This window comes from Streptomyces sp. NPDC050433, assembly GCF_044458565.1.
Classification (GTDB): Bacteria; Actinomycetota; Actinomycetes; order Streptomycetales; family Streptomycetaceae; genus Streptomyces.
Genome location: NZ_JBITIB010000015.1, coordinates 96,008 through 114,445, shown reverse-complemented (window position 1 = coordinate 114,445; position 18,438 = coordinate 96,008). Strand labels below are relative to the sequence as shown.

Sequence of the window (18,438 nt, the reverse complement as noted above, 5' to 3'; positions counted from 1 at the left end):
ACGCCATGAAAATTCCCGATCCGTCGGCGTTTCCGCAGCTCAGCCGGGAGGACCGGGCGGCTCTCTCGGACTACTCGCGTCGGCCGCCCGGGGCGCTCCGGCTGCGCGGCAGCATCGTCCTGGCCTGCGCCGAGGGTCTGACCAACGCGGAGGTGTCCCAGCGGCTCCAGGTCAGTCCGGCCACGGTGGCGAAGTGGCGTGAGCGCTTTCTGCGGCTGGGTACGGCCGGGCTGAGCGACGCGCCCCGGCCGGGTCGACCGCGCAGCGTCACCAGGCAGGAGGCGGAGGCGCACATCGCCGGGCTGCTGGCACGGGCCGGGAAGGGCTCGCCGATGCCTTCCACCCGCTCGCTGGCGAAGGCGCTGGGCCTGTCACAGTCCACGGTGGCGCGCATCCGGCGCGAACAGGCGGCCAAGCTCCCCGAACCACCGGAGCCACACCCCCGGCACCAGCGCCCCCGGGTGTCGGAGGCCGGCAGGTCTGCGCCGCTACCGGCCCGCAGACCACGCCAGTTGCTCTCCGACCACGTCTACACCCTGCTGCGCGAGTGGATCGTCGGCGGTGAACTCGTACCGGGCCAGCGCCTGGTGGAGTCGGAGATCGCCCGACGGGTCGGCACCAGCCACGCTCCGCCCCGCGAGGCGATCAAGCGCCTGGCGTACGAAGGGCTGGTCATCTCCCAGCCGCACCGGGGCAGTTACGTCGCACGGATCTCCGAGCGGCAGGCACAAGATGTACGCGACATACGGGTCATGTTCGAGGAGTACGTGGCCCGCCGCACGGCAGGCCACCTGGACGCCGAGCACACCAGAGTGCTGGCGCAGGACGTGGCGCTCCTGCGTCACGCGGCGGACAAGGGCGACATCGCGGGCTTCCGCAGCGCCGACATGTCGTTTCACCGGCATGTCTGCGAGGCCGCGCGCAACGACGCGTTGATCCGCCTGTGGCGCATGATCGAGTCCAGCCTGTGGGATCTGCATGTGCTGGGCGACCCGCGCTACGTCGGCGGCTGGGGCGCCCTGGCCGAGCACCACGCGGATCTGCTGGACGTCCTGCGCTCCGGGGATCCCGATGTCGCGGGTCCGATGTTCGCCGCCCACGCGGCGGGTGAGGTGGACGGCCACCTCTCCGATCCGGCAGGGGCGGCCCCGGAGGACTCCTCCGGGCAGTGAGGCGAGGGGACCCGTCCCGGCGCTCGCACTCTCCGGAGCGCCACGCGGACGGGTACGCGCAGGTCAACGAGCGGGGGATCGCGCCGATTCCGCGGATCACGCACGGCCGAAGCGTGCCAGCTCACCCACCCCACGCGCCGCATCCGGATGTTAACGGGGGACTTCCAGGTCGTCACTTGTATGATACGTTACGACTGTTGAGGGCGCGGTCCGGGTCCCCGGCGGCGTGCCACGCCGTTCCCCGCCCCGACGAAGAGTCACCGCGGAACATCCAGCAAGGTGCGGTCGTCGACCGCGAGCCACGCGTCCCGACGCGCTCCCCCATGGCCCGCGATCGTGACTCGCTCCCGAGACCTACCCGAGCCAGGGACGTACCGGCCACCTCGGCGGCGTCCCGGAGGCGACATCACCTCCGCCCGGGACGGCGAACGAGGACGCAGAGGGGGGAGCACATCAAGATCACCGGATACCGGACCCTCCGGACCGTGCACAACTGGGGCCGCCCCGTCGGAGACGCGAACGGCTTCGTCGCGAACGGAATCACCGAAGTCCCGGTCCTGCTGGTCGACACCGACGCCGGTCTCACCGGTGTGGGGCTCGGCGCCCATGCCGCGGCGGAACGAATCTTCCCCGCCGTCGAGGGCCACGATCCGCGCGCTGTCACCGCGCTCTACGACCGGATGCTGGCCCACACGTTCAAGAGCGGTCACGGCGGCGCCGTCTTCGGCACCATCGGCGCCTTCGACATGGCGCTCTGGGACCTCAAGGCGAAGATGGCCGAGGAGCCCCTGTGGCGCACGCTCGGCGCCGCCGACCGCTTCGTGCCCGGTTACGCCTCGGGCCTCGACATCGCGCTCGGGGACGACGAACTGGTGGCGCTGTACGCGGACTGGGCGGAACGCGGCTTCACCAGCGCCAAGATCAAGGGTGGTCTCGACCCGGACAGCGACATCCGCCGGCTGACCGCGGTGGCGGAGGTACTGCGCGACAACACCCGCTCCCCCGCCCTGATGCTGGACGTCAACGAGACCTGGGGCAGGCACCAGGCGGTCCGCCTCCTCGCCCGTATCGAGGACCAGGTCGAGATCGCCTGGATCGAGGAGCCGGTGCGCCGTTGGGACGTGGCGGGCAACCGCGCCGTGGGCCGTGCGGCCCGCACCGCCGTCGCCTCCGGCGAGAACCTGACCGGCCTCGAACAGTTCCGCCCCCTGCTGGCCGCGGACGCCGTCCAGGTGGTGCAGACCGGCAGCGTCTGGGGCATCACCCATTTCCTGCGCGTCGCCGTCCTCGCGCACGGCCAGGATCTGCCGGTCAGCCCGGTCGGCTACGAAGGCAACCCGCTCGCCCACGCCGCCGCCGCGGCACCCAACCATCTGGTCACCGAGGTGCAGGACACCGCCACCCCCGTGGGCCTCACGGTCGACCAGGTGATCGCGGACGACGGCATCGTCCTCGGCGACTCCCCCGGCCTCGGCATCTCGGTGGACGAAGCGGCCCTCGCGCGCCTGGACGGGACAGCCGGGTGGTCCCAGCCCGCCGGGCCGCACGTACGGCCGGTCGCCGCCGGTCTGCGTCTCGTGGCCGAGTCCGGCTCGGACGGCCGCCGCGCCCGTACCGACGCCGAACGCCCGACGCGCGACGGCCGGAGCGAGAGGGAGGCATCCCCGTGACGCGACCACGTGCCGTGCTGTCCATGAACCCCCCGCGGCTGGCCCGGTCCCTTTTCGACGAGGACGCACTCGCCCGCCTGCACCGTGCCGCCGACATCGACACGGATCTCGTTCTCACGGAGCTGGACTCCGCGCGTTCCCGGGACGCGCTGGCCGGGGTCGACATCCTGGTCGCGGGCTGGAACGCGCCCGTCGTCCGGGTCGCCCACCTGCCGTACACCGCGCGGCTGCGGGCCGTGATCTACGCGGGTGGGGTCGCCGCGACCTGTCTGGAGGACCCCGCGGCGTTCGCCGCCCGTGGAGTGGTCGCGGCCAACGCCCGCGTCGCCAACTCCCGGCCCGTGGCCGAGTACGCGCTCGCCATGATCCTGCTGGCCGGGAAGCGCGTCCTGCCGGCGGGACGCGCCTACCGGCGGACCCGGACTCCGCCGGACAACTTCGCCGTGCCCGAGGGGTTCGGCAACTACCGGCAGACCGTGGGCATCGTCGGCGCCTCCGCAGTGGGCCGCACGGTCCTCGACCTGCTGCGCCCCTACGACCTGGACGTGCTCCTGTACGACCCTACGCTCGCGCCGGAGGAGGCCGCCGGCCTCGGCGCGCGGCCGGTGGAGCTCGACGAACTCATGAGGAGCAGCCAGGTGATCTCACTGCACCAGCCCCTGACGCCCACGACGCGGGGGCAGATCGACGCGGGGCGGCTCGCCCTGATGCGCGACGGAGCGACGCTGGTGAACACGGCACGCGGCGCCGTCGTCGACCAGGAGGCGCTGACCGCCGAACTGCGCACCGGCCGGATCGACGCCGTGCTCGACGTCACCGACCCGGAGCCGCCCGCCGCCGACAGCGAACTGTGGACGCTCGACAACGTCCTGCTCACCCCGCACACAGCCGGTTCCATGGGGGGTGAGCTGCACCGCATCGGCGACGCCGTCGCCGGCGAGGTGGAGCGGTTCGCCGCGGGCCTCCCCTTCGCCCATCCCGAGGACCTGGCGTTCTCGGCGCGTACGAGGGTCCGGTGAGCCGGATGCGTACCCGCGTCTGCCCGCGCTCCCCCGTGCTGACCGAACTCGGCCTCGGAGCGGCCCAGCTGGGGAACCTCGCTCGCGTGACCAGCGACGAGGACGCCCGGGGCGCCGTCGACTCGGCCTGGGAAAGCGGTGTCCGGTACTTCGACACGGCTCCGCACTACGGACTCGGGCTCTCCGAACGCCGCCTGGGTGCCGCGCTCGCGCGGCGGCCCCGCGAGGAGTACACCGTCTCCACCAAGGTGGGGCGGCTGCTGGAGCCGAGTCCGGAGACCGCGCATCTCCTCGACGACGGCGGATTCGCAGTGCCCGCGGCGTTCCGCCGGAGCTGGGACTTCAGCAGGGACGGAGTCCTGCGCTCGCTGGAGGGCAGCCTGGAACGCCTGGGCCTCGACCACATCGACGTCGTCTACCTCCACGACCCGGACGAACACTGGCACGCGGCGTCCACCACGGGCTTCGACGCCCTCGTGGAACTCCGGGACCAAGGTGTAGTGAAGGCGGTGGGCGCGGGCATGAACCAGGCCGCGATGCTCACGGAGTTCGTCCGCCGCTGCGACACCGACATCGTCATGGTGGCCGGCCGTCACACCCTGCTCGACCACTCCGCCCAGGCCGAACTGCTGCCGCTCGCCCGGGAGCGCGGCGTGGGCGTCGTCGCTGCGGCGGTCTACAACTCCGGGCTGCTCGCGGCGCCGCGTCCGCCGGCCGACGCCAGCTACGACTACCGGCCCGCCTCCCCCGAACTGACCCGCCGTGCCACCGCGATTGCTGACGTCTGCGAACGCCACGGCATCACCCTGCCGGAGGCCGCACTCGCCTACCCCCTGCTCCATCCCGGGGTCACGTCGGTGGTGCTCGGAGCCCGGGACGCCGGCCAGTCCCGGACCAACGCCGACCGGCTGACGGCCTGCGTACCCGACGCGCTCTGGGACGAACTGACCGCGCTCGGACTACTTCCCGAAGGCCCCCCGACGCCGACCCGCGCGGCCGTGTGAACCACCCCGGAAGGAACGCCATGGAACACCGCACGACCAAGCCGGACACGGCCGCGCTGGCCGGCTGGCTGCACAGCTGGGTGACGGACGAAGGCGCGATCAACGGCTTCCACAACCACAGCGTGTGGGGGACGAATCCGTTCACCTTCCTCGACTTCACCAGCGGACACACCACCTTCGCGGGTCCGGCCGTCGGCGCCTTCGCCCAGGCGTTGGCCGAGCAGCCCGACGAGCGGGGCGTCGACCTGCTGCGGCGGCTGATTCGCTACCAGTCCACCGAGTTGCAGGCCGACGGCCAGTACCAGCACATCGGCTTCCAGGTCGGCGAGTCGGCCACCACCGGGCTCATCCACAACGCCGTCGGCAGCCTCGGCATGCTCCTGGCACTGAAGCACGCCCGTCATCTGCTGCCCGCCGACGAGGTGAGCCGCGCGCTGGCCGCCGTCCGGCGCAACCTGGACGCCTGCGAGATGTACGGGGGCGGCCGGGCCGGCGAGGACGGCACCTGCAACCAGGAGTACGCACGGGTCTGGGTCAAACAGCTCTACACCGAACTGGCCGACGACAAGACCTACGCGGGCCAGATACCCGAGGATCTCGCCACCCTGATCGGCCTCTTCCACCACCGGGGGGTGCCCGACGCGGAGAGCGCCGGAACCTTCCGTACGGTGCGTGACCGCACCGAGGGCGGCATCCTGGAGCCGGCCGAGTACTACGGCCTCATGATCGTCCCCCTGGTGCTCGGCTACCGCGCCTACGGCGACCCGGGCCTGCTGGCCGAGGCGAAGCGCCTGTGCCGGCACGTCGTACGTTCCGCCTGGACCGACGCCACGGGCGCCACCCGCTACCACCGTTACTGGTACGTGCGGGACGGCCGTTCCCTGAAGACGGACACGCCCATGCTGATCGCGGGCATGGGACTCACCCTCTACGGCATCCACGAGGTGCTGGCCGAGGAACCGGACGCCGAGCTGACAGCCTTCACCGAGGCGTGTTTGGCGACCTACACCCACTACCAGACACCCGGCGGCTACTTCGCCTCCGCCAGTGGCTGGCACACCGAGGCCGACATCGCGCCCAGCACCGCCTGGCACGCCCACGACCTGATGTTCCTGATGGCCGAACTGGGTCCGGGCGACGGGTTCTGGGACACGGTGTTCGCCCCCAGGGAGCGGCAGTCGGTGCTGATCAGCGACCGTGCCTTCTGGGCCGAGTCAGGTGTCCATTGGTGCGTACGCTCCCCGCTCACCGCGGGGGACCTGCACCTCTACGGCCGCAAGGACATGGACACGTTCGCCCGGGAGTTCTTCTCCTGGACCGACCGCGAGCCGCTGCCCGAGAACCTTCACTACCCGCGCGTTCCCGAGTTCTTCGTCGCCAACGACGGTATCTACCGCGTCGACCGCGAGGAAGCCCCCACCGACATCACGGCCGTGGGCCCCCTGCCCTACCGGGGCCGACTGTGACGCCGGACCGCACGTCCCACCCCTCACTGTCCGGTGAATGCTGATCCCCGTTTCCGCCGAAGGAAAAGAGAGACGACAATGATGTCTGCCAACAGAGGGAGCACGGCGCGCCTCGCCGCCCTCGCCGCCGTGGTTCCACTGACGCTCCTCGCGGCCTGCTCCTCGGGTACCGGCCAGTCCGGCGGCGAGGACGGCGAGATCCGGATGATGGTCAACCTGACCGACAACCTGGACCAGGCCTACTGGGAGAAGCTGGTCAAGCCGTTCGAGGACGAGACCGGTCTGAAGGTGAAGATCGAGGGGCCGACCGGCAAGTCCGTGGCCGAGTCCTTCCCTCAGCAGCTGGCTGCGGGGACCGCGCCCGACGTCATCCAGTCGATCTTCCCCGACGACGACACGGCCCCCGAACTGCTCGACCTGACCGACGAGGACTGGGCCAAGGACACCCCGATGTTCGACGAGTACGCCCTCGGCGACGCGCACTACGCGGTCGGTGTCGGCACCCAGACGCAGTCGCTCGTCTACTACAACAAGACCGCCTTCGAGAAGGCCGGCATCAAGGAGACCCCCACGACCTGGGACGGCCTGGCGGACGACATGGCCGCGCTGAAGAAGGCCGGTTACACGCCGATGCAGACCGCCGGGGACTACATGACCGGTCTCCAGCTCCAGCAGGTCTTCCACCCCACGCTCAACCAGGCGCATCCGAAGTGGCAGAGCGCCGTCAAGGACGGAGAACTCGCCGTCGGCGACGCCTACGAGCCGGCGTTCCAGAAGTACGCGGAGTGGATAGACGCCGGCTACATAGCCAAGAGCGACGTCGGTCTCAACCCCTCGCAGGCGGACGGCAACTTCGTCGCGGGCAAGGTGGGCCTCTACACCAACGGCAGTTGGTTCGCCGCCACGCTCGACAAGGCCGGAAAGCTTCCCTTCGAGGTGGGCGTGTTCTCCCCGCCGGTCGAGGACGGCGAGAGCCACCCGGGTCCGCAGGGCGCCACCATGGCCAACCCGTACATGGTGAGCAAGGACGCCACCGACGCGGACGGCGCCAGACAACTGGTGGAGTACCTGGTCACGGACCCGGCTGCCGTGGAGACTCAGCTCGGCTCCGACGGAGTGTTCCGCCAGGGCTCCGAGGTCGAGCAGACCGGTGTCGACGCCCAGATCCAGGGTGTTCTCGACGACGCTCCCGAACTGGTCGCCGTCGGCGAAGGCCAGGGCAATGTCCGGCTGCCCGTGACGGGCTTCAACCCGAAGTTCACCGAGGTCGCGCAGAGCCTCTACACGGGAGCGAGCCCGGCGGACGCCGCCAAGGCCATCGACCAGTGGGTCGACGAGAACCGCTGACCATGGCACTGAAATCCATTTCGCGGCCGCGGAGATGGCGCGACGCCGGCGCTGCCGTCAGCATGGTCGTCCCCGCGGTGCTCATCTACGCCGCTCTGCTGGTCGTCCCGGTGGTCTACGCCGTCTACTACAGCTTCACCAAGTACAACGGATTCCCCAGCCGGGTCCCCGAGTTCGTCGGTCTGGAGAACTACCGGCACATCTTCGACTCCGACGACATGACCCGCATCATGGTGGTCACCGCCGTGGTGGCCGTGGTGGGCGCGATCGTGGTGAACCTCGCGGCTCTGGGGCTCGCGCTGCTCCTGCAACGCACCAACCGGTTCAACACCTTCGGCCGCGTGGTCATGTTCTATCCGCACGTGCTCAGCGCGTTGGTCGTCGGCTTCCTGTGGCAGGCCATCCTCGGGCCGCAGGGCGTGGTCAACACCATGCTGGAGAAGGTCGGCACCGACAGCCTGCCCTTCCTCAGCGACCCCGACTGGGCACTCTGGTCGATGATCACCGTCATCGCCTGGTCCCTGTTCGGCGTCCAGCTGATCCTCTATCTGGCAGGTCTCCAGGCCGTGTCGGCGGACCTGCTGGAGGCGGCGAGGCTCGACGGCGCGGGCAGATGGCAGACGTTCCGTGCCGTCACCTGGCCCTCGCTCGCCTCCACGGTGACGGTCGCCGTGCTCACCTCGGGCATCTCGCTCCTCAAGACGTACGACGTCGTGGTGTCGCTGACCGGAGGCGGCCCCGCGGGGTCCACCAAGACCCTCGCCTACTCGATCCTCGCGGTCTCGTTCCCGCAGCGGGACATCGGCCTCGCATCGGCGCAGGCCGTGCTGCTGATCCTCGCGGCCGCGGTCCTGTCCCTCACGGTCCTCGTCCTGCGCAGGCGCGCCGAGGACGACGCGGAGTCCATCGGATGAAGAAGACACTCAACTCGGCGGCCACCGTGCGGGTGGTGTTCATCACCCTGGTGTCCCTCGGCATGCTCGTGCCGATGTACATCCTGGTGGTCAACGCCTTCAAGAGCCAGCAGGACATCCTCGCCAACCCCTTCACGCTGGACTTCGGCTCCCTCACGTTCCAGTACCTCGCGGACGCCTGGAACAACCCGGACTTCAGCATCCTGAACGGGTACGGCACCACCATCGCCCTGGTGCTCTGCGTGAACGCGCTCGCGATGGGCGTGTGCGCGCCGGCGGCGTACGTACTGGCACGCACGCCGAGACTGATCTCCAGGATTCTGCTGTTCTTCTTCATCGCGGGCATGTTCATCCCGACCCAGGTGATCCTGGTGCCGGTCATCTTCGTGCTGCGCGCGTTCGGTCTGATGGGGACCGTGCCGGGGCTCGTCCTGTTCATGACGGCCACCACCGTCCCGTTCACGCTGTTCGTCCTCTTCGGCTACATCAGGATGCTGCCCAGGTCGCTGGACGAGGCGGCCGCCATCGACGGGGCCGGCAGGTACTACACCCTGTGGCGGATCATCGTCCCGCTGATGCGGCCGATCCTGGCCACCGTGTTCATCCTCAACTCCCTGAGCGTCTGGAACGACTTCGCCAGCCCGCAGATGATCCTCGGCCCCGGCAGCGGCGTCTACACGGTGACCACCGGTGTGTACGCGGCCGTCGGCCAGTACTCCACGGACTACACCAAGGTGTTCCCGACACTGCTGCTCGCGGTCATCCCGATCCTGGTGATCTTCGTCGTGATGCAGCGTCACGTCATGAGCGGTCTCGCGGCGGGAGCCGTCAAGGGCTAGGAGGTGTCCGCGAAGTCCCCGCCAAGGAGCCATCGCCATGTCCGCACCCCGGACCCCCCGCCGCGTCGGATCCGTGATCCATCTGCGTCCTGAACAGGAGGCGAGGTACCGGGAGTTGCACCGGAACGTCCCCGTGCAGGTGCTGGACACGCTGTCGCGCGCCCACATCACCTCGTACTCCATCTTCCTGCGTGACCACACACTGTTCGCGTACTACGAGTACACCGGCGACGACTACGAGGCCGACATGGCCGCCGTCGCCGCGGATCCGGCCACCCGGGAGTGGTGGGCGCTGACCGACCCCTGCCAGCGGCCCCTCGACTCGGCGGAGCCCAGCGAGCGCTGGGTGAACGCCGAGGAGGTGTTCCACCTGGACTGAATTCCGGCCCTGTTTCCTGCCGTCCCCACCCTTGTGCCCGCCCCCACAGGTCCCTACTGTGCACATGTCATACATGTCCTGTCTGCCCTGCGGCCTTCGTCCCGGGCGGCTCACGGGCCCGCACGTCGCGGCCGTGCCAGGAACATGGCATCCAACGAAAGGCTTCTCCATGGTGAGAACTGGGAGACGACAGGCGCGGATCGTGACGGCCTCCGTCGTGCTGGCGCTGATGACGAGCCTCGGCGGGCCGGCGGCCGGCCCGGCGTCGGCGGCCCCGGCAGCGGCCACCTCCTCCGCGGACCTGACGGTCCACGTATCGGCCTCCGACGGCGACGACGGCAACAGCGGCGCCAAGAACGCTCCGTTGAAGACGATCACCGCCGCGCGGGACGCCCTGGCCGGCCGCACCTCCGCCGAGGAGCGCGGCACGGTGTACATCCGGGGAGGCACGTACGTCCTCGACGACACCATCCGGCTGGAGGGACCGGAGAACTCGTGGGTCACGTACGCCGCCTACAGGGGCGAGAAGGTCACGATCACCGGGTCGCACGAGCTTCCGGCCGAGGGGTGGAAGAAGCTCACCGACTTCTCCGACGAGACGCTCGCCGAGGCGCAGTACTCCTCCAACAGCCGCCTGGACACCCCTGAGTCGCGCGAGGGCGTGTATGTGTACGACCTGGGTGCTCACGGCATCGACCCCGGCACTCTCTACAAGAACGGTTTCAACTGGGTCCAGCAGCCTTTCGCCCCGGAACTCGTGGTGAACGGCGGAACCCAGGTTCTCGCCGAGTACCCGAACGGCAACGGCTGTTCCACGAAGGAAACCGACTGCCACCTGTGGGGCACGGGCGCCAAGTGGGGCGCCGCCGGACCCAGGGACCTGATGAACGTGGACCTGGACGCCCGCTTCGGTCCGGAGAGCGCCTGGAACGGCTCCGGCACTACCCCCCGAGCCCAGTTCGAAGACAAGAAGCAGCAGCTCCCGGCCGGCGAGAGCCGGGACACCTGGACCCCGGAGGAGATGCGTCGCATGACACCGTCGGTCTTCACCGTCGGCGGGCGCGCGGCGGAGGCGGACCGCTACCGGCGGTGGGCACCCGAGGCGGTGCCGGCGGTGGACGACCTCGGTACCCGCGGTTTCGGCGACTACAAGGACGTGCCGGTCCAGTTGGACCCGCGGTGGATCGAGGACATCGACAACACCAAGTCCGAGACCGAGGGCTGGATCTCCGGCTATCTCGGCAACAACTACGCCAACGACATGCTGCGCATCCTGTCGTGGAGCGGCGACACGCTGTACGCCAAGTACCCCTCCATGTACATCCCGCAGGACTCCTGGACCAAGGTCAAGGTGCTCAACGTCCTGTCGGAGATGGACACGGCCGGTGAGTACTACATCGACCGCTACAACGACAACGACGTCCTCTACTACCGTCCCCAGGGCGGCACCGTCGAGGGCATGACCGCCACGCTGCAGACGTTCGACAAGAACTTCCTGCTGCTGGACTCCACCCAGGGGGTGACGGTGCGCGGCCTGTCGATGACCGGGTCGCTCATCAGCGGAGTGCAACTGCTGGACGCCGTCGGGACCCTCATCGACGGGGTCGACATCTCCAACGTCAGCATGGACGCGATCCGGATCGGCCGTACGACGGACACGATCACCAGCATGCCCGACTACGAGACCCTGCAGGGCGGACGCGACAACGTCGTGCAGAACTCCTATCTGCACGACCTCGGCGGCGGAGGCGTACTGCTCGGCGGCGGCGACCGCGCCACCCTGCGGCGCGGGAACAACGTCGCCCGCCACAACGAGATCGCGCGCTTCTCCAAACTCGCCACGTACACCCCGGCCGGCTATCTGTACGGGGTCGGCAACTCGTTCGAGTACAACTACGTCCACGACGCGCCGCACATGGCGGTGCAGATCATGGGCAACGACATGCGAGTCAATCACAACCACTTCTACGACGTGGTGAAGAACGCCGGCGACATGGGCGTCATCTACGCGGGACGTGACTTCACCTATCTCGGCAACGAGATCGGCTACAACCACTTCGAGAAGATCGGCGGCTCCAACGACGCGCTGTACATGGACGACGGGGCGACCGGCGTCAGGTTCCACCACAACGTGGTGAACGGCTCCAACTCCGGCGTCAACCTCAACTCCGGCCACAGCAACACCGTCAACGACAACGTCTTCATCGGCGTGAAGCACGCCGGCCACGGCGGGATCTACCACAAGAACGGCGAGACGCGGCTGCCGCTGGCCAACAGCTGGGTGCTGGAGAGCCGTTACAACGCGTTCCTCGACGTTCGCGAGGGTGAGAAGTACAGCGCGACCCCGGAGTCCGTCGCCACCTGGCACGAGCACTACGTGGACGGGAAGCAGAGGTACTCCGACGGCACCCCGATCACGTACCCGGAGATCACCGACTGGTTCATCCCGCGGGTGACGGAGACGGGCGAGGTGTGCACCAGCGCCACGTACTCGACGAGCGGCACCAACGGGTGCAGCCGGGCGATGGTGTGGGAGGACCCCGATTCGGTCTGGGTGCCGTCCCGGGTCGAGATCGACCACGCGGTGACCATCGGCTCCGCGGGCCCGGCCGGGTTCGTCGAGACGAACGCGACGTTCTCCGAGCCGACGTCCGTGTTCAACATCTCCCGCTGGAGCGACAAGGTCAACACCAGTGGCCTGTCGGCCACTTCGGTGACGGAGACGGGTCTGGACCTGGACACCCTGAAGTTCTCCGGCTCCGGCACGGTCGCCCAGTCGTACGGATCCGGGTGGATCGCGGAGTGGAACCGCGGGGTCACCGCCGAGGGGATCGGGCGTCCGCACCGCGGCGACGCCAAGGCTCTGTGGAGCACGGTCGACCGGGCGGAGAAGGCGCTCGCCGACGAGCCGGGCGGGAATGGCCCGCCGCTTATGAAGGCCGTCGCCGCCGCGACCGACGACGGCGAGGCGACCGACGCCTCCCAGAAGCGGATCGACGCCGCCGACACGGCGCTGCGGGGCGCGATCGACACGTACCGGTCGACCCGCTGGTCCGCTTCCAAGACCTACGGCGCGGGTGACACCGTCTTCCGCGACGGCCGGGCGTACGGCGCCCTGTGGTACGCACGCGGCGAGGAGCCGGGCACGTCCGTCACCGGCGCCTGGGCAGAGGTCGGAAAGCCCGTGTCGTGCGCGGGCACCACGGTGCCGGCGTGGACGGCTTCCTCGGTCCACCGCGCCGGTGACACGGTCGCGCACGACGGGCGCCTGTGGGCGGCGAAGTGGTGGACACGGAACGAGACTCCGGGTGAGGCGAACGGCCCCTGGACGAACGGGGGCGCCTGCGGGGCCGGGCGTTAGGCCCCCGACCGGGCCGGGGCATCCGCCGCGCGGCGGGTGCCCCGGCCTTCTCACGCCTCCGTCGTGTCTTGCGGGCGACGGCGTTCCCACGACGACGTGATGTGGAAGCGCATCGCCTCCGCCGCACCCTCGGCGTCCCTGGCGAGCACGGCCGCCGCGACCCGGGCGTGCGCCTCGTGGGTGAGGTCGATGTCCTCGCGCGTCGGATCACCGCTGTACTGGGGCGACCGGACCGCCTTCCCCTGGATGCTGTAGACGATCGCCCGCCCGAACGCGTCCTGCGACGCCCGGTGGATGATCTCGTGGAACTCAATGTCCGCCCGCGAATAGGCCGTGGGATCGTCCCGCAGAGAGGCCAGTTCGTCGAGCTTGGCCGACAGCGCCGCCGCCTGGGCGTCGTCGATGCACCGGGCCGCGCGGGCGGCCATCGCGCATTCCAGCGTCGTCCTGATCTCGATGAGGTTGTCCAGGAAGACCAGGCGGTCCTTCCGCTGGAAGAGCGCGTCGAGGACGAGCGGGTCGAGCAGGCTCCACTGCTCCTGGTCGAGCACAACGGTGCCCCAGCCCTGCCGGGTTGCGACCAGCCCCTTCTCGGCGAGCGTCGTGGTCGCCTCGCGGATCACGGTGCGGCTCACTTCGTACTCCTCGCACAGATCACCCGCCGACGGGAGCGCCGTTCCCGGGGGGTACTCCCCCAGCACGATGGCCGTCGCGAGGCTCTGGACGACCGCTGCGGCGAGCGGTGGCCGACGCCGTCGATGGCGGGGCACTGCAACAGTGTCCGCGGATGGCTTACTCATCTGGTCAGAGACTCCCAAGGTGTGTGCAGGTTGCCCGGCCCGCGCTGTCCGACGCTCCAAGGCTAGCGGAACATGCTAGAGTCATCACTCGTATCACAAGTTACGACTGACCGGTCGCGGGAGGGGCGAGGGCGCGTACGCCACCCCGGCGGCCGGGCGCCCGCGGGCGCTCCCTGCCCCGTCGCTCCCGGCAGGTACCCGCACGCATCCGGTCGGACCTCCCACGGCACGCGCCGCAGATGGTGACGGTGCTGACGCGCGCGGACCAAGGAGAAGCGATGCGAATCACCGGATACCGGTCCCTTGCCACGGTGCACAAGTGGGGACGACCGGTGGGCGACGTGAACGGCGTCGTCGCAGGCGGGATCACCGAGGTACCCGTGCTGCTGCTGGAGACCGACGAGGGTCTCACCGGCGTCGGCCTCGGAAGTCACCCCGATGTGCACCGTGTGTTCCCCGCGCTCGAGGGCCAGGATCCGCGGGCGGTCACCTCGCTGTACGACAGGATGCTCTCCTACGTCTTCAAGTCCGGTCACGGCGGCCATGTGTTCGGGACCATCGGTGCGCTCGACATGGCGCTCTGGGACCTCAAGGCGAAGATCGCTCAGGAGTCGCTCTGGCGGACGCTGGGAGCCGCCGACCGCTTCGTGCCAGGCTACGCCTCGGGCCTGGAGTACGCACTCACCGACGACGAGCTGGTGGCGTTCTACGAGCGGTGGGTCGAACGAGGCTTCTCGGGGGCAAAGGTCAAGGGTGGGCTGGACGTCGACCGGGACGTGCGGCGTCTCACCGCCGTCCGTGACGTTCTGCGGGTCAACAGCGAACGCCCCGCGCTGATGTACGACGTCAACGAGTCCTGGGGAGCCCAACAGGCCGTGCGCCTCGCCCGCTCCGTCGAGGACCGCGTCGACCTCACCTGGATCGAGGAACCGGTCCGGCGGTGGGACGCCGCCGGACACCGCGCCGTCGCGGCGGGCATCCGCGCCGCCGTCGCAACGGGCGAGAACCTGACGGGTCTTGAGCACTACCGGGCGCTGCTCGACGCCGAGGCGGTGGGGGTCGTGCAGACCGGGAGTGTGTGGGGCATCACCCACTTCCTGCGGGTCTCGACGATCGCGTACGGCCACAGCCTGCCGGTGAGCCCGGTGGGGTACAACGGGAACCCGATGGCGCACGCGGCCGCGGCCGTGCCCAACCATCTGGTCACCGAGGTACAGGACTTGAACTTCCCGGTCGGCCTGCGGGTGGACCAGGAGATCGCCGACGGCGGGATCGTCCTCGGCGACTCGCCGGGACTGGGCATCGAGGTGGACGAGAAGGAGATCGCCGCACAGTCCGTGTCCGGCCGGTGGTCCGTCCCGGGTGGTCCGCACGTACGCCCGGCCGACGCCGGACTGCGGCTCGCACCCGCGCAGGGCGGGACCACGGGGCACATCGCCGGAGGCCGGCGCCGGCACGAGGAGATCGCCAAGTGACCGCGCGCAGGGCCCTGGTGGTCCGTGGAGGCTGGGAGGGACACGATCCGGTCGGCTGCACCGGGTTGTTCGTGCCCCGGCTGGAGCGCGCCGGGTTCGACATCACGGTCGCCGAGGATCTCGCGGTCTACGAGGACGCGGCGCTGCTCGCCGCCACCGACCTGATCGTGCACTCGTGGTCAGGGGGCGAGCTGAGCCCGCTCCAGGAGGCCACGTTGGTCTCGGCCGTGGAGGCGGGCACGGGATTCGCCGGCTGGCACGCCGGCGTCATCGGGACGAACGTCGGCAGCGCGCGGTACCTGCGGATGGTCGGAGGACGGTTCCTCTGGCACCCGGAGGGCTTTCAGGACTTCACCGTACGGATCGCCCCGTCGCCGGTGCGGGACGCGGCGATCACCGCGGGCGTCGGGGACTACGACGTCGTCACCGAGCACTACTGGGTACTGACGGACGGACTCAACAGCGTGCTGGCGAGTTCGGTGCTCCACCCCACCGGGGACCAGTGGGACGAGCCGGTCGAGTTCCCCGTGGTGTGGACCCGGCGCTGGGGAGCGGGAAAGGTCTTCGTGTGCACCCTCGGCCACCGCGTCGCGGACCTCGAAGTGCCGCAGACGGCGACGATCGTCGAGCGGGGTCTGGAGTGGGCGGCCCGCTGAACGTCCCTGGGCCGGACCGGCGCGTGCGACCCGGCCCGGTCAGGAGCTTTCGCGGACGACGACCCGGTAGCCGACGTCCCGGTGCGGGACGTCGACCGTGGCACCGCGCATCCGGGCCAGCAGCAGCTCGGCCCCCAACTCCCCCGTGCGAGCGCCGGGTACGGCGACCGTCGTCAGCGCCGGTACGAGATGGCGGGCGAACTCGAAGTCGCCGAACCCGGCCAGCGCGAGCCTGCCGGGTACGTCGATCCCCCTGCGTACACACGCCAGAAGGGCCCCGGCGGCGAACACGTCGCTGGAGAACATCACCGCGTCGGAGTCCGGATATCTCTCAAGGGCCAGGTCCAGCAGCGCGACCCCGGTGTCCATGGTGACCGCCTCGGGACCCGCGTCGACGGTGCGCGGGGCGGCGCCCAGCAGTTGGCGTACCGCGGTCGTGTACCCGTCGAGGCGTTCCGCCGCCCGCGGGTCGCCGGAGGTGTGTCGCCCCGCGAACGTGATCCTGCGCCGGCCACGCTCCGCCAGGTGGGCCACCATCGCCGACGCAGCCGCCTCGTTCGAGAAACCGACCAGCAGATCCAGTGGATCGTCCGACCAGCCCCACGTCTCGACGACCGGCACCCCCGCCGCCCGCACCAGGGCACGGGTGCCCGGGGTGTGGTCGGTGCCGACCATCAGCAGTCCGTCCGGCCGTCGGCCGAGGAAGCTGCGCAGCACCTCTTCCTCGTGCTCCGGCCGGTAGTCGGTCGTCCCGACGAAGATCTGGTAGCCGTGGGCGGCCAGGGCGGTCGAGAAGGCGTGGACGGTGTCGGCGAAGACCGACGCGTTGATCTGCGGCACCAGGACGGCGACCGTGCGGCTGCGGTTCGACGCCAGATTGCTGGCGGCCAGGTTGGGCACATAACCGGTCGTCGCGATGGCCGCCTCGACCATGGCCCGGGTCGCGTCCGACACCAACAGGGGATCGCGTACGACGCGGGAGACCGTCTGGGCGGACACCCCGGCCGCGGCCGCCACGTCCGCCAGGGTCACCGAACGGGTCGCGGAACGCTTGCGGGGGCGGCGGGGATCGGGAGTCACACCGGAGACGATATCCAGCGTTCCGCCCACCGCCCCGTCCGCACGGCCGGGGACACCGGCCGTGGGGCCTGTCGTCACACTGCTCCCCGAGCGGACAGCGACCGCATCAGATCGGCGAGGCCGAAGGTCCACGGCTCGCACGCCTCGCTGGCCCTGATCCGGTTGACGAGCGCGCCGAGCCGGGGAGTCGCGACCGTGACCAGGTCACCGTCGTGATGAGTGAATCCCTGGCCCGGGGCGTCGCGGTCCTCCACCGGGGCGAACATCGTGCCGAGGTAGAGCACCGCGCCGTCGGGGTACCGGTGATGCGGTCCGACCAACTGGGCTGCGAGGTCGAGGGGGTCGCGGCTGATGAGGGACATCGAGGACACCGCGTCGAGCCGGTGGCCGTCCTCACCTTCGACGGTCAAGGTGACGGTCGCCTCCCGCACGTCCCCGATCCCGAAGCCGTCCTCGAACAGCCGCACGAAGGGACCGAGTGCCGCCGAGGCGTTGTTGTCCTTCGCCTGGGGCAGCAGCAGTGCGGAACGGCCTTCCACGTCACGGAGGTTCACGTCGTTCCCGAGCGTCGCGCCGACGACCTCGCCCGTGGAGGAGACGACGATCACCACTTCCGGCTCGGGGTTGTTCCACCGCGACGAGGAGCGCACCCCCGCGTCGGTGGCGCTGCCGACGGCGGCCAGTACGGGGGCCTTGGTGAAGATCTCCGCATCGGGTCCGATGCCGACCTCCAGGTACTGGCTCCAGACCCCCTGGGCGACCAGGAGTTGCTTCAACGCCTCGGCCTCCTCGGAGCCGGGCCGCAGCGAGGCGATGTCGTCCCCGATGAGCCCGCGGATCCGCTCGCGCGCCTCGGCGGCCCCGGAGGCGTCGCCGCGGACCCGCTCCTCGATCACGCGTTCCAGCATGGACACCACGAAGGTGACCCCTGCGGCCTTGACCGCCTGGAGGTCCACCGGGGCGAGCAGCCAGGGCAGTGCCGGATTCCGTGTGTCGGGCGGCGTGTTGGCGAGCAGTTCGTCGAGTCCGGTGATCCTCTCACCGTCGGCCGCGCGCAACTGACCCGCGGGGTCCGGTGTTTCGCAGAGGTCGCGCACGGTCGGGAAGGTCGCGGTCAGGTCGTGCACACCGGTGTCGCGGACGGTGACGACGGAGGGGCCGAGACCGGGCCGCCAGATCCGGCCGACGAGCGCCCCTTCGGTTCCGTCGGCAGGAAGGGTGGTCGCGGCGTCGGGCCACTGGTTCATGTCGGTCCT

15 protein-coding genes are annotated in these 18,438 nt (G+C 70.1%); 12 read left to right on the top strand and 3 right to left on the bottom strand.

Annotated elements, in window-relative coordinates:
* Positions 1-5: 5 nt before the first annotated feature.
* The 10 genes from ACIBLA_RS20010 to ACIBLA_RS19965 all read left to right on the top strand — a co-directional run bounded on the left by ACIBLA_RS20010 (position 6) and on the right by ACIBLA_RS19965 (position 13,171).
* On the top strand, positions 6-1,172 hold the full coding sequence (locus tag ACIBLA_RS20010; protein ID WP_399199319.1) for a GntR family transcriptional regulator: 1,167 nt from the start codon (positions 6-8) through the stop codon (positions 1,170-1,172).
* A 452-nt stretch (positions 1,173-1,624) separates the two neighbouring features.
* A complete protein-coding gene (locus ACIBLA_RS20005; RefSeq protein WP_363242682.1) occupies positions 1,625-2,842 on the top strand; it encodes a mandelate racemase/muconate lactonizing enzyme family protein in 1,218 nt (405 codons plus the stop codon).
* Entirely contained in the window at positions 2,839-3,861 is a 1,023-nt protein-coding gene (locus ACIBLA_RS20000) for a hydroxyacid dehydrogenase (RefSeq protein ID WP_399199318.1), read from the top strand. The genes ACIBLA_RS20005 and ACIBLA_RS20000 overlap by 4 nt, the downstream gene beginning before the upstream one ends.
* A gap of 5 nt (positions 3,862-3,866) precedes the next feature.
* Positions 3,867-4,865 (top strand): aldo/keto reductase, encoded by a 999-nt coding sequence (locus tag ACIBLA_RS19995; RefSeq protein ID WP_399199317.1) that lies wholly within the window; start codon positions 3,867-3,869, stop codon positions 4,863-4,865.
* Positions 4,866-4,885: 20 nt separating this feature from the next.
* Positions 4,886-6,331, top strand: a complete 1,446-nt coding sequence (locus ACIBLA_RS19990; RefSeq protein WP_363242664.1) for a hypothetical protein — start codon at positions 4,886-4,888, stop codon at positions 6,329-6,331.
* An 81-nt stretch (positions 6,332-6,412) separates the two neighbouring features.
* Positions 6,413-7,678: an ABC transporter substrate-binding protein gene (locus ACIBLA_RS19985; RefSeq protein WP_363242663.1), complete on the top strand. Its 1,266-nt coding sequence runs from the start codon at positions 6,413-6,415 to the stop codon at positions 7,676-7,678.
* A 2-nt stretch (positions 7,679-7,680) separates the two neighbouring features.
* Positions 7,681-8,592 carry a sugar ABC transporter permease gene (locus ACIBLA_RS19980; protein ID WP_363242662.1) on the top strand — a complete coding sequence of 304 codons (912 nt, stop codon included), beginning with the start codon at positions 7,681-7,683 and terminating at the stop codon, positions 8,590-8,592.
* A complete protein-coding gene (locus tag ACIBLA_RS19975; RefSeq protein ID WP_363242661.1) occupies positions 8,589-9,431 on the top strand; it encodes a carbohydrate ABC transporter permease in 843 nt (280 codons plus the stop codon). The genes ACIBLA_RS19980 and ACIBLA_RS19975 overlap by 4 nt, the downstream gene beginning before the upstream one ends.
* A 37-nt stretch (positions 9,432-9,468) precedes the next feature.
* Positions 9,469-9,810 (top strand): L-rhamnose mutarotase, encoded by a 342-nt coding sequence (locus tag ACIBLA_RS19970; RefSeq protein WP_329391160.1) that lies wholly within the window; start codon positions 9,469-9,471, stop codon positions 9,808-9,810.
* Positions 9,811-10,012: 202 nt separating this feature from the next.
* Positions 10,013-13,171, top strand: coding sequence for a carbohydrate-binding protein (locus ACIBLA_RS19965; RefSeq protein WP_399199316.1), 3,159 nt, complete (start codon positions 10,013-10,015; stop codon positions 13,169-13,171).
* 50 nt (positions 13,172-13,221) lie between these two features.
* Here ACIBLA_RS19965 and ACIBLA_RS19960 read toward each other — a convergent pair whose 3' ends face one another.
* The gene (locus ACIBLA_RS19960) at positions 13,222-13,971 is read right to left on the bottom strand and encodes a FadR/GntR family transcriptional regulator (RefSeq protein WP_399199315.1); all 750 of its coding nucleotides are present in this window, start codon (positions 13,969-13,971) and stop codon (positions 13,222-13,224) included.
* Positions 13,972-14,249: 278 nt separating this feature from the next.
* On the opposite strand from ACIBLA_RS19960, the gene ACIBLA_RS19955 reads away from it, so the two are divergent.
* Together ACIBLA_RS19955 and ACIBLA_RS19950 are read left to right on the top strand one after the other, a co-directional pair.
* On the top strand, positions 14,250-15,446 hold the full coding sequence (locus ACIBLA_RS19955; RefSeq protein WP_399199314.1) for a mandelate racemase/muconate lactonizing enzyme family protein: 1,197 nt from the start codon (positions 14,250-14,252) through the stop codon (positions 15,444-15,446).
* Complete coding sequence (locus ACIBLA_RS19950) at positions 15,443-16,102, top strand: ThuA domain-containing protein (RefSeq protein ID WP_399199313.1); 660 nt, start codon at positions 15,443-15,445, stop codon at positions 16,100-16,102. The genes ACIBLA_RS19955 and ACIBLA_RS19950 overlap by 4 nt, the downstream gene beginning before the upstream one ends.
* 39 nt (positions 16,103-16,141) lie before the next feature.
* On the opposite strand, the gene ACIBLA_RS19945 is transcribed toward ACIBLA_RS19950, so the two are convergent.
* A complete protein-coding gene (locus tag ACIBLA_RS19945; protein WP_399199312.1) occupies positions 16,142-17,182 on the bottom strand; it encodes a LacI family DNA-binding transcriptional regulator in 1,041 nt (346 codons plus the stop codon).
* Between the two features lie 74 nt (positions 17,183-17,256).
* Positions 17,257-18,429, bottom strand: coding sequence for a fumarylacetoacetate hydrolase family protein (locus ACIBLA_RS19940; protein ID WP_363242655.1), 1,173 nt, complete (start codon positions 18,427-18,429; stop codon positions 17,257-17,259).
* Between the last annotated feature and the right edge of the window lie 9 nt (positions 18,430-18,438).